Below are 12,105 nucleotides of genomic sequence, written 5' to 3' on the forward strand. Positions count from 1 at the left end.
TAGAATAGAGTGTAGTAAAAAGGAAGTTCATGAACAGGTATTAGTAGAGAGAGTAGGAAAGATGGAGAAGGGTGGAATAGAAGTGCTTGACAGTCAAGTATTGATCCGGGAAACGGACTTTTCCCGACTGGCACATATATGGGAAGAACTCGCGGAAGTAATGAAATCGCAGGGAGACGAAACCACGTCACACAAGCTCATTCAACTGGCCGCGAAAACAAAGCGCGCTGAGTTGAATATTGCGTTTTGCGGACATTTTTCCGCTGGAAAATCAACGATGATTAACACGCTTCTGGGTGTCAATTTGCTGCCGTCCAATCCGATTCCGACTAGTGCGAATGTCGTCAAGATTCGCGGCGGAGAAAAAGCGGCTCGCGTCTTCACCATGAACAACGGAGTCCTTACATTTGATCCAGATACGGAGATGGAGAAGCTCAAGCAGTTTGCTGTTGACGGAGATACGGTAGAATCCGTAGAGGTTTCCTATCCGGGAACATTCCTTGACGAATACGCCAGCTTGCTCGATACCCCGGGCATTGACTCCACGGATGCGGCACACAAAATCGCTACAGAATCTGCGCTGCATTTGGCTGACGTCGTCATTTACATGATGGATTATAACCATGTTCAAGCCGAAGAGAACTTCAACTTTACGAAGACGTTGAAGGACCGTGGCAAGCCAGTCTATCTGGTTGTGAACATGATTGATAAACATATTGATTTCGAATTGGATTTTGATAGCTATAAGGAAAGTGTCGAGGAGGCATTCGCGACCTGGAACATTCATCCGGATGGTATTTTTTACACGTCTCTTGCGGAGCCAGATCATCCTGAGAACATGTATGCGGAATTTAAGGGCATGCTTGCACAGTTGATCGCTGATCGTGAAAAGCTGGTTGACACGAGCGTTCGCAGTGCTGCCGAGCATTTGATTGACGAACACATCCAAGTAGTAAGAACAAGCCAGGCAGATCAACGCCAGCAGTGGGAAGCCCAGCTGGATGGTCTGGAAGTAGAAGGCATCGACAGTCGTAATGCAGCGGCTGTGCAGAAAGCGCTTGAGCAGGAGGAAGCCACAGCAACGGCTCTAGAGCAGCGTGCTGAGGATGCCCGAATGCAGATGGAAAAAGAGCTGAGTGTACTTTTGGACAACGCTCGTTTGACTTATTTCAGCACGAACGAAGCAGCACGAAGCTATTTGGAGAGCCGCAAGCCGGGCTTCAAGGTGGGATTGTTGTTTGCAGGCAAGAAGACAGAGGAAGAACGCGCACGTCGCGAAGAAGCCCTTCTCGTCGAGTTCCGCGAAAAAGTGGCGGGAAATCTCGACTTCCATTTCAAAGAATGGCTCGGCAAGCAGCCGCAAGTGTTTGATTTGCGGAGCGAAGAATATCACGCCAGCGTTCACGCGACCAAGATCGAGATTACGGGCGAGTTCCTGAGCAAGCACATCAAAGAGGGTGCGGCTTCGAGTGAGTACGTCCTGAACTACTGTGCGGATATTTCCAGCGGGATGAAGCTGGAGTACAGACGCGTGGGCCTGTCCTTCATTGCACAAGTGGTTGAGATGATCAAAGAGCAGGTGCGTGTAGAAAGTGCAGCTCAAGGTGAGCGCCTTGGCGTATTGCGTGAAATGGCAGCGCTGCATCAAACGCTGACAGGACTGGCAGCGAGAGAAGAAGAAACCAAGGGTCGTCTGTTGGCGATTATGCGTGGAGGAGAACAAGTAGCATGAATCAACTACGAGACAAACTAATTGCGGCAGCAGAGCGTCTGCGACGCGCAAGTGAAGAAGTCGTTTCCGTACCAGGGATGCAAGCACAGGCACAGGCGATGCTGGATCGAGCAGATCGCCTGACTGCCAATCGTTTTACCGTTGCACTGTTTGGTGCTTTTAGCGCAGGAAAATCCTCGTTTGCCAACGCCTTGATGGGCGATCTCGTGCTGCCTGTATCGCCGAATCCGACGACAGCGGCGATCAACAAAATTATGCCGCCTACGGATGAACACCCGCATGGAACTGTGCGTGTCGTCTTGAAGGAGCGCGAAGCAATCGAGCAGGATGTTATCCGTTCACTCGCTGTGTTTGGACTGATTGCATCTGATCTGGATGGGGCATTGGCTGAGCTGGGCAAGATCGACGTCGCACAAATCCCGCCTACGGCAAAGCCTCACTACACCTTTTTGAAAGCTGTTACAAAAGGATTGCCAGAAATGACTACTCATTTGGGTGGAGAACTGCTGGTGGATATGCAGGCGTTCAAAGGCTTTGTAGCCAAGGAAGAAAAAGCTTGTTTTGCGGAATACATCGAGCTGTTCTATTCCTGCCCACTGACTGACCAGGGCATCGTACTTGTCGATACGCCTGGTGCGGATTCCATCAACGCACGACACACAGGTGTGGCGTTTGAATACATGAAAAACGCGGATGCGGTCCTGTTCGTGACGTATTACAACCACGCCTTTGCACAGGCTGACCGTGAATTTTTGCTGCAAATGGGGCGCGTCAAGGATACGTTTGAAATGGACAAAATGTTCTTTATTGTCAATGCTTGTGACCTCGCAGCAAACGATGAGGAATTGCAGGGTGTCCTTACCCACGTAGAGAAAAACCTCCTCTCGTGCGGCATTCGCCTCCCACGTATTTATCCAGTGTCCAGCCAGACTGCTCTGTTGGCACGGATGCATGAAAAAGGCAAGCTGGCAGCTTCTGCGGAGAAAGTATACCGCCAGCGCACGAATACGGCTGAAGGCGAGCCGCTGATGCCAGCAGATGAAGCATTCAAATTCTCGGGAATGGCTTCGTTTGAAGCAGAGTTCCTCCGTTTTACGATTGAAGAGCTGACGCAAATTGCTGTGAATGCTGCAATCGGTGAAATCCGTCGCGCCCATGATACCATGACAGAATTCATGCGTATGGCACAGTCCGGGGAAGACGAGCGTCAATTGCGCAAAGAAGCAGCAAGCACAGCCAAGACACAGGCTCTGGCAGCTGTTGAAGCACTGTCTACCGCTTCGTTCGAGCGCGACTTGGCAAAAGAGCGCGAGGAGCTGCTCTACTACGTTCGCCAGCGCTTGTTCTTCCGTTTCAATGAACTGTTCAATTTCGCTTTTAACCCGGCTGTCATTAAGGACGATGGACGCAACATGAAGCAAGCCCTGCAAGGATGCTTGACTGATCTTCTGCGTTCGATCAGCTACGACTTGGCGCAGGAGCTGAGAGCGACTACCCTTCGCTTGGAGAAATTCACGAACAAGCAGGGGACAGCACTTATTGCGGCGTGGCAAAAGGATGCACAAGGCTACGCTGCAGGGTTGACATTGGCGCCTTATCAGCAGCGGCAGGTGGAAACACTGTCCTTTGCTAACGAACTGCCAGTAGCCGAATCTGCATTTGCATCTGCGATTTCCTTGTTCAAAAACACCAAAGACTTTTTCGAGCAGGATGGCAAAGGGAAAATGCGTGAAGAACTGGAAAAGCGCATGCAAGAACCAGTGAGCGGGTATGTAGAAATCGGAAACAAGCAGTTGGATGAGCAGTTTTCTACGCTGTTCCAAGAGCTGGCGACAAGTGAGCGCAATCGCGTCATCGACCAGATCAACGAGTACTTCACAGGCCTGTTTGCGGCTCTTGAGATGAACATCGATCTCGACGAGCTGGCGGCAAAAGTGAGTCGTGTGGCGGCTGAGTTGGAGTAATAGATTTACTTACAAGTAAAAAGGGCAGTCCCTACGTCTTGTTTAGACCAGGGATTGCCCTTTTTCATTTCCGATTCTCCCATTCCTCTCGCAAAATCCCCATCTTAATCGCATCGTAATATTCGCCGCGAACAATCCTTGCTTTGCGTACCCGCGCTTCTTCCACCATTCCCATGTGAGCTGCCAGCTTGATCATCCGTTCGTTGCCGGACCACGTACCAATGCCTAAACGGACCGTATCCATGTGGGTGAACAAGTAGTCGATCCACATGCGAAACGCTTCCCGGCCATAGCCATTCTGCCAGTAGCGGGAGTCGTAAATGACGATTCCGATTTCGCACCAGTTCGTCTCCTCGGATACCCAGTAGCGACCGACACTACCTATTAACTCGCCGTCAATCTCAATCATCAGCTCGGTTCTTGGTGCATCTGTCCCGACGAGAGCGAGAGACTCCTGGTAGCGTGGGAGAGCACGATATTCTTCTTTTGTGTACGGATCAAGAGGTTTATAGGGGCCATTCCAATTGAGATGTTCACGATCTTCTGCTTCGTATTTCCAATAGTAGATCGTATCCATATCATCTGCTCGAATATCTCGCAAAATGACCTTTTCTCCTTGCAAATGAATACGCATGACTTGTTCTCCTTTCGTGTGGGTGAATCTGGTACAATCATTGTAAAAGAGAACTGCTCCTATATACAGTGACAGTTTGAGAGAGATAGATGGGAACAGATTGGAGGGCGGCTGATGGAGTACATGCCGATTATGGATGCACAGAGCAAAGAACCTCTGTATCAGCAGCTATACAAGCAATTGAGCAAACGGATTGCATCAGGCGAGATACCGTCCGGAACCAAGATGCCGTCGATCCGTCAGTTGATGAAGGCAAGCGGAGTCGGAAAAAATACGATTGAGGCAGCCTATCAGCAACTGCTCGCAGAAGGCTACATCGTGAGCCGGGAGCGGAGCGGCTTTTTTGCTGCTGAGATCGAGAGATGGTCAGAGCCAGTGGATCAGGATGAGGAGAGTGCCTTGTACTCGTCCATCTTGAAAAAGAAAAAAGGGGAGCATCTCACCTGTCGCTACAACTTTCACGGCTCTGTCATCGATACGAAGTCGTTTCCTTACGCTACATGGCGCTCTTGCATGCTGGAAGCGCTGGATGTCTATCCGGAGGACTTTTCTTTTTACGGGGATAATCAAGGAGAGTGGGAGCTGAGAGAGGAGCTCAGTAAATATTTGCGCAGAGCACGTACGCTCATTTGTCGGCCTGAGCAAATCATCATCGGTACCGGATTACAGCAGGCTCTCAGCTTTTTATGTCTGCTCTTGGCAGATCGGCATCGTGTGGTTGCAATCGAGGAGCCTGGCTATGCAGATGCACGGATCGTCTTTTCCCATCACGGTTATGAGGTCGTGTCAATCCCGCTTGGGGAAGATGGGCTGTCCATAGAAGCCTTGGAGAAAAGCAACGCAACGGTCGTGTACACGACGCCTGCCCATCAATTTCCGTATGGGATGGTCATGCCAATCGGTCAGCGTCAACAATTGCTGCAATGGGCAAAGAGAAAGAACGGAATCATCATCGAAAATGATTACGATGGCGAATTCCGCTACAATGTACACCCTACGCCATCTCTGCAAGGAATGGATCGGGACGGATGTGTGGTTTATATCGGCAATTTTTCCAAAGCATTTTCTCCAGCACTTCGCTTGGATTACATGGTACTTCCGAGGCAATTGCTCGGGCGATATTTGGAAGCATTCCAGGCGTATCCTTCTCCGGTTTCCCGCCATTTGCAACGGAGCATGCAGTTGTTCATGCAAAAGGGTTACTGGGAAAAGCATGTCCGAAAAATGCGCACCGTCTATCACCGCAAGCATGATGCATTGCTTCGGGCGATACAGACCTACATGCCCCAGGAAGTCCGAGTATTGGGACAGTCAGCAGGGCTGCATATTTTGCTGGAGGTAGATACTTCCCGAACGGAGAAAGAGCTGATCGAGCTGGCGCGTGCGGCTGATGTTCGCGTTTATCCGAGCGGCCATAACTGGGCCAATGATCCGACGAATGCACGGCCGCGCATCATCGTTGGATTTGGTGGAGTGGAGGAACAAGACATTGCGGTAGGAATCAGTCGTTTGGCAGAAGCTTGGTTTTCGTTATGATCTGCGCTTTTGCCGGATCTTCTCGTTCTTATTCTTGTCATCACCTTCTTCTTCCTCTGATTCTTTCTTTTCGATCTTTTGTTCATGAAATTCAACTGGCGTTTGCCCAAATACGCGATCTAGCGGGGTGTAGTAATGCTCGACTGGTTTCTTTTGGACAAAAAAGCGGTAGCAAGCCATCCCGAGCATGCCAAAAATCAAAAGGGATACACCAATAATCAAGCCGGACATCATCATCATCAGTTTTTGTCCCTCCTTTTTGTGAGGTTATGGATGATTTACGATGAGGGTCTCAAATAGTTTCAACAGAAAAAAGCAGCCTATGGCACGGGACAGGGAAGTTGTCCAGCGCATAGGCTGCTTGGCTTTTATCGGCAAGGATTATTTCATGCTTTTTTGGTACTCATCAAACTGAGCGGTTACCTCATTCGAAGGCTTGCTGGTCAAATGGCTGACAACCACGATGGCGAGCAGGCTAATGGCAAAGCCGGGAACCATCTCATAAAGGAAGTCCTTCAGCACATCAAAACGAGTCCAGATGATAACGGTAAGCGCGCCAGCGACCATTCCCGCGAGAGCACCCCATTTGTTCATGCGCTTCCAATAGAGGGAGAGCAGAATGACAGGCCCAAATGAAGCACCGAACCCGGCCCACGCATATCCGACGAGATCGAGGATCGTGTCATTTTTATTCAAGGCGAGCAAAAAGGCGACGACAGATACAAGCAATACGGACAAGCGGCCAATCGTGACCAGCTCTTTGTCAGTGGCAGAACGCTTGAAAAAGGTTTTGTAAATATCCTCGGTCAAGGAGCTGGAAGTGACGAGCAGCTGAGAGGAAATCGTACTCATGATCGCTGCCAAAATCGCCGCCAGCAAAAAGCCGGTAATGAGTGGATGGAACAGGATCGTACCCAACTGTATGAAGATCGTCTCAGGATCGCTCAACGTCCAGCCTTGCTTGGAGTACAGGGCGATACCGACCAGACCTGTCAGCATGGCGCCAGCGACGGAGAAAATCATCCAGCCCATACCGATGCTGCGTGCTTTTTTGATCTCACTCGTGGACGTGATCGCCATAAAGCGAACGATAATGTGCGGTTGTCCGAAATAACCGAGCCCCCATGCAAACAAGGAAATGATACCGAGCAGGCTCGTCCCTTTAAAAATATCGAGCAAAGAGGGATCGACAGCGTGGATCTCCGTAAACGTTTCTCCCAATCCACCTGCTGTAAGAACGGTCACGAGCGGAACGAGAATGAGCGCGATGACCATAATGAGTCCTTGTACAGCGTCCGTCCAGCTTACAGCGAGGAAGCCGCCAAACAATGTGTAAGCAATGGTGACCAATCCGACAATCCATAGTCCGGTTTGATAGCTCAGGTGGAAGGTGTTTTCAAACAACACGCCTCCAGAAACGAGACCGGAAGAGACGTAAAAAGTAAAAAAGATCATAATAACAAGTGCCGAGACAAGACGAAGCATCCGAGACCCGTCCCCGAAACGATTTTCCAAAAAAGCGGGAATCGTAATCGAGTTGTTGGCAACCTCCGTATACGAACGAAGGCGGGGAGCGACATACAGCCAGTTGGCATAAGCTCCGAGAGTCAGACCGATGGCAATCCAGGATGCGCTAAGACCTTGGGCAAACATGGCACCTGGCAGCCCCATCATTAACCAGCCACTCATGTCGGATGCACCTGCACTGAGAGCGGTTACAGTTGGACCGAGCGACCGACCGCCGAGCATGTAGTCTGTCAGATTAGAGGTACGCTTGTAGGCATAATAGCCGATCAAGAGCATACCTGCCATGTACACAATAATAGATGCGAGTAGCATATTCATGGGCATCACCTCGTTGTGTTTAGTATTTATGAATTTTATATGAACATCTTACACGTTATCATGCCCAATTATAAAAATCTATAAGGAAACACAGAAAATTTTGTAGAGCCTCAATAAAAAGTTTTTTAATAACACGAAAAAGCCCGCGATAATTGATCGCAGGCTTTTCTTGAAACATTTTCCAAATTACTGAACTTGAACCTGACCGTTTCCGTCGAGTGTTACTTTGAATTCCTTTACGACAGTAGGCTCCGCACCTTGGTTGTTCAAATCGTGCTTGAGCACTTTGAAAGTACCATCGGCAGAGAGCGTGCCTGTATATTCAACACCAAACATGTCAGATTTGTAAAAGCTGAAGTTCGCTAGCTCGGTCTTTTGCAATTCTTCTACGAGCAACTGACCATCTCCACTGAACATGGCATTACGCAATGCTTCAGAGGATTCGTATTTTTGTTGGAGGTATGCTTGCAGCTGTTTGGCGACTTCAGACTCCGCCAGTTGCTTGCCGGCTTCCAGAACTTGTTGGCCCGCTTCGACAGCCTGTTTGCCTGTCTCAATCGCTTGTTGACCTGTTTCTACTGCTTGCTGAGCGGTTTGGACCCCTTCGGATATTTCCGAGCAGGCAGAGAGCAGCAGCGCGCATGCAATAATCAATGCTTTTTTCATGTGATTCACTCCTTTCTGGCGTGACGATTCATACTTTATTTATTTTACCGTATATCCACTGACTTCGCATCCGCATATGATGAGGTAAGCGTAAGAGCTGCATTGATTACAGGGAGGAAACACAATGATTCAAGGGAAAGTAAAATGGTTCAGCAAAGAAAAGGGCTATGGGTTTATTGAGCGCGATGGAGGACCTGATGTATTCGTACACTATTCTGCGATCACGGGGTCAGGTTACCGGAATTTGGAGGAAGGCGAGCAGGTGGTTTTTGAGATTGTGAATGGACAGCGGGGACTGCAAGCAGCCAATGTAGCGAAGAAAATCGTGTAAAAGAGGTATCATCTTCTAAAAACACATGACGAAGGAATTCCTTCGATTTCAAAAACGCCGTCATACCTGTACAAGGCAGACGGCGTCTTATTTATGTCACGTAGCTTTCGGGATTGTGATCAAAGGTTGTTGTAGAGAAAGACTGACAAAGCTATGACCAGAGCGATTGTAATGATGCCGTAAATGATCAACAGATTGCGGGAACGTTGTTTAAAGTCCCGCACTTTAGATTCGGATGGGTTAATTCCGATTTTTATCGTAACGACGAGACCTATAAGAACAAGTACAATAATAGCAATAATGAAAGGCAAAATACTCATAACAGCCAGTCCTTTCTGTATGGCACAGTCATCCTGCTGGATATACACGAGGATGCATACGGTAGCTTACTTCGATCATATACCGACCGCACAAAAATGTTGCCATCCACTTGGGGATTATTTTGCCCATCCACTTGCCATGAATGCATCCGCTAAGCGCGCAACTGCCTCAGGGATCTGATCGAGGGTAGCTCTGCCAAAGGTGAAGCGTACATATCCTTGCTCTGCCCCGAAAAGATGTCCTGGAACGAAGACAACTCCCTGTTTGACTGATTCTGTGAGAAGCGTTTCGCCGCTCCATTCCCCTTTGAATTTACACCACAGGTGAATGCCTCCTTCTGAACCGACCATTTCTACTTGATCACCGAACTTGTCTTGAAGAGAAGAAACAAGCTGATCGTGCCGTAAGGACAGCTCTGTTCGCAAAAGATCGATATGACTCGCAAACTGAGGCGATCCGAGAAAGCGATTCGCTAGCCATTGCGGAAAAATGCTGTGTCCAAAATCAAACTGCTGTTTCGCATCTGCCAGTCTTTCCATGACAGTAGGGGGCCCGACGATCCAGCCGATCCGCAGACCTGAGGCGACAATTTTGGTCAAAGAGCTGATGTAGAGTACTGTTCCGTGTTGATCCAGCGATTTTAAGGTTGGGACGGGCTCTCTCGAAAAACTGGTCAAGCTGTATGGATCATCCTCGATGATCGGAATCCCGTTTTCATAGGAGAACGCGAGCAATTCCTGGCGCCGCTCCAATGAAAGCAGTGTCCCTGTCGGGTTTTGATAATTCGGATTGAGAAAAACCATTTTGATGCGGTGCTGTCGGTGCAGCTGGGCCAAGTGCTTCGGGTCGATTCCGTCCCGGTCGACAGGCAGCGAGAACGTACGCAAGCCAGCGGAATGAAAAAGCGGCAAGGAATAACAGTAAGACGGCTCCTCAATGGCAACCGCATCCCCTGGCTTTAACAGACATTGAACGACGAGATGAAGAGCCTGCTGCGCGCCAGATGTGATCAGGATCGAGGTAGCAGGTGCTGCGATGCTTCGCCATGTTTTCATATGGAGACTCAATGTCTCTCGCAAAGCCCAATTGCCCTGCGGATGCTCATAGCCGAGATGAGCCGGGAAGTCATCAGGGGTCATGAGCTGCTGAAGTGATTGATTGGGGATGAGATCGATCGAGAGCTCGCCACTCGCCAAATCGATCAACTCATTTTCCTGTGTTTCACGGCGGATTTTGCGAATCAACGGTAAATTCGGACGAAACGACCCTGACTCCGTCAAATGACGCCAGTTCGGAACGCGGGTCCGTGCCAGTCCCCAAATATCTTGGCTGACGATGGTGCCACTTCCTTGTATGCGCTCGATCATACCTGCTGCTTGCAGCTCATCGTATGCAGCGACGACAGTAGAACGGTTGACGTTCAGTTCTTTGGCCAGCGTGCGCTCCGAGGGCAAATAGCTACCAGGACCGAATTCACCACTGCTGATTCTTTGCTCGATTTGCTCTGCTATTTGTTTATATAAGGGCTTTGTAGCCACAGAAGATATGCCATCCATACGAATCCCGCTTTCTACATTTATCCATTTATTATATCATGACATTCCGATCTTTCATTTTTGTCTGGGTCAGGTAAAATAGATGAGATGGAAGGAGAGATGGACGATGAAACAATACCTGGATTTGTGCCAGCGCATTTTAGATGAGGGTGCCACAAAAGAGGATCGGACAGGCACCGGAACGACCAGTGTTTTTGGGCATCAGATGCGTTTTGACCTGAGTGAAGGTTTTCCAATGGTCACGACGAAAAAGCTGCATATGAAATCGATCATCCACGAATTGCTCTGGTTTTTATCGGGCGATACCAATGTCCGCTACTTGCAGGAAAACGGCGTGCGGATCTGGAACGAATGGGCCGACGAAAACGGAGATTTGGGCCCGGTATACGGAAGCCAATGGCGCTCCTTTACTGGACGCGACGGCAAAACAGTGGACCAGATTCAATGGGTCATTGATGAGATCAAACGCAATCCGGACTCTCGCCGCTTGATCGTTAGCGCGTGGAATCCGGCTGAATTGGACAAGATGGCATTGCCGCCTTGTCACCTGTTGTTCCAGTTTTACGTAGCGAATGGCAAGTTATCCTGCCAGCTGTATCAGCGCAGTGGCGACACGTTTTTGGGTGTGCCGTTTAATATCGCTTCCTACGCTTTGCTGACGCATATGGTGGCGCATGTCACCGGACTTGAAGTGGGCGATTTTGTTCATACGATCGGTGATGCTCATCTGTATCTCAACCATATCGAGCAGGTCAAGCTGCAGCTCACTCGCGAGCCGAAACCACTGCCGAAGCTCGTGCTTAATCCAGAAGTGACTTCGATTTTTGACTTCAAATACGAAGATATTGAAATCGTCGGCTACGAATCACACCCGCACATCAAAGGCGAGGTGGCCGTATGATCAGCCTGATTGTTGCCTATGCCCGTAACCAAGTCATCGGAAAAGATGGCGACATGCCGTGGCACCTTCCTGCCGACTTGAAAAATGTGAAGGAATTAACGACAGGCAAAACGATCGTGATGGGACGCAAAACGTTTGAATCGATCGGCAAGCCGCTGCCTAACCGCAGAAATGTCGTCCTGACACGCAGTCAGGATTTTCACCCTGAAGGTGTAGATGTCGTCCATACGAAGGACGAAGTGCTCGCAATGGGTGATGTCATCATCTTTGGTGGCTCGGAAATTTATCGTCAGTTCCTCGATGTCGTGGATCGTCTGTACATTACGGAGATCGATTTGGAAACAGAGGGCGATACGTTTTTCCCAGCATGGGATCGTGATGCGTACACTTTGGTGGACAAGCGTGAGGGTATCGTGGATGAGAAGAACGTTTATCCGCATGCGTTTTACGTGTATGAGCGAAAAAATAGCTGATTGTGGAAAATGCCTCGTTGCTGAGGCATTTTTTTTGTTCTTTTTTCACCTCTTTTGCTAGGTCGCTCGTCATGTGAATACTCGACATATGTATGGAACCACATGCATATAAACGATAGAAAACAGCAGGGACGAACCCAAGGAGG

Annotated in this window: 12 protein-coding genes; 6 read left to right on the forward strand and 6 right to left on the reverse strand. The window is 49.3% G+C overall.

Annotated features, from left to right (window positions below; genetic code table 11):
* Nucleotides 1-61: 61 nt before the first annotated feature.
* Together HP399_RS08780 and HP399_RS08785 are read left to right on the forward strand one after the other, a co-directional pair.
* Complete coding sequence (locus HP399_RS08780; protein WP_173618675.1) at nucleotides 62-1,732, forward strand: dynamin family protein; 1,671 nt, start codon at nucleotides 62-64, stop codon at nucleotides 1,730-1,732.
* Nucleotides 1,729-3,696, forward strand: coding sequence for a dynamin family protein (locus HP399_RS08785; protein WP_173618674.1), 1,968 nt, complete (start codon nucleotides 1,729-1,731; stop codon nucleotides 3,694-3,696). Before HP399_RS08780 ends, HP399_RS08785 begins: the two co-directional genes overlap by 4 nt.
* Before the next feature lie 64 nt (nucleotides 3,697-3,760).
* On the opposite strand, the gene HP399_RS08790 is transcribed toward HP399_RS08785, so the two are convergent.
* On the reverse strand, nucleotides 3,761-4,330 hold the full coding sequence (locus HP399_RS08790) for a GNAT family N-acetyltransferase (RefSeq protein ID WP_173618673.1): 570 nt from the start codon (nucleotides 4,328-4,330) through the stop codon (nucleotides 3,761-3,763).
* A 114-nt stretch (nucleotides 4,331-4,444) separates the two neighbouring features.
* Here HP399_RS08790 and HP399_RS08795 point away from each other — a divergent pair, with 114 nt between their 5' ends.
* Nucleotides 4,445-5,866, forward strand: a complete 1,422-nt coding sequence (locus HP399_RS08795) for a MocR-like pyridoxine biosynthesis transcription factor PdxR (protein ID WP_173618672.1) — start codon at nucleotides 4,445-4,447, stop codon at nucleotides 5,864-5,866.
* On the opposite strand, the gene HP399_RS08800 is transcribed toward HP399_RS08795, so the two are convergent.
* The 3 genes from HP399_RS08800 to HP399_RS08810 form a co-directional block, all read right to left on the reverse strand.
* Nucleotides 5,861-6,106 (reverse strand): DUF3951 domain-containing protein, encoded by a 246-nt coding sequence (locus HP399_RS08800; RefSeq protein ID WP_173618671.1) that lies wholly within the window; start codon nucleotides 6,104-6,106, stop codon nucleotides 5,861-5,863. The genes HP399_RS08795 and HP399_RS08800 overlap by 6 nt on opposite strands.
* Before the next feature lie 141 nt (nucleotides 6,107-6,247).
* Nucleotides 6,248-7,711 (reverse strand): sodium/proline symporter PutP, encoded by a 1,464-nt coding sequence (putP, locus tag HP399_RS08805; protein ID WP_173618670.1) that lies wholly within the window; start codon nucleotides 7,709-7,711, stop codon nucleotides 6,248-6,250.
* 186 nt (nucleotides 7,712-7,897) lie between these two features.
* A complete protein-coding gene (locus HP399_RS08810; protein ID WP_173618669.1) occupies nucleotides 7,898-8,377 on the reverse strand; it encodes an outer membrane protein assembly factor BamD in 480 nt (159 codons plus the stop codon).
* Nucleotides 8,378-8,501: 124 nt separating this feature from the next.
* On the opposite strand from HP399_RS08810, the gene HP399_RS08815 reads away from it, so the two are divergent.
* Entirely contained in the window at nucleotides 8,502-8,708 is a 207-nt protein-coding gene (locus tag HP399_RS08815; protein ID WP_048034192.1) for a cold-shock protein, read from the forward strand.
* Nucleotides 8,709-8,827: 119 nt separating this feature from the next.
* On the opposite strand, the gene HP399_RS08820 is transcribed toward HP399_RS08815, so the two are convergent.
* Complete coding sequence (locus HP399_RS08820) at nucleotides 8,828-9,028, reverse strand: hypothetical protein (RefSeq protein ID WP_047071580.1); 201 nt, start codon at nucleotides 9,026-9,028, stop codon at nucleotides 8,828-8,830.
* Nucleotides 9,029-9,145: 117 nt separating this feature from the next.
* On the reverse strand, nucleotides 9,146-10,585 hold the full coding sequence (locus tag HP399_RS08825; RefSeq protein WP_173618668.1) for a MocR-like pyridoxine biosynthesis transcription factor PdxR: 1,440 nt from the start codon (nucleotides 10,583-10,585) through the stop codon (nucleotides 9,146-9,148).
* Between the two features lie 106 nt (nucleotides 10,586-10,691).
* Here HP399_RS08825 and HP399_RS08830 point away from each other — a divergent pair, with 106 nt between their 5' ends.
* Nucleotides 10,692-11,486 (forward strand): thymidylate synthase, encoded by a 795-nt coding sequence (locus HP399_RS08830; RefSeq protein ID WP_173618667.1) that lies wholly within the window; start codon nucleotides 10,692-10,694, stop codon nucleotides 11,484-11,486.
* The gene (locus tag HP399_RS08835; RefSeq protein WP_173618666.1) at nucleotides 11,483-11,959 is read left to right on the forward strand and encodes a dihydrofolate reductase; all 477 of its coding nucleotides are present in this window, start codon (nucleotides 11,483-11,485) and stop codon (nucleotides 11,957-11,959) included. The genes HP399_RS08830 and HP399_RS08835 overlap by 4 nt, the downstream gene beginning before the upstream one ends.
* Nucleotides 11,960-12,105 lie beyond the last annotated feature (146 nt).

The sequence above is a fragment of the Brevibacillus sp. DP1.3A genome (assembly GCF_013284245.2).
Taxonomy (GTDB): Bacteria; Bacillota; Bacilli; order Brevibacillales; family Brevibacillaceae; genus Brevibacillus.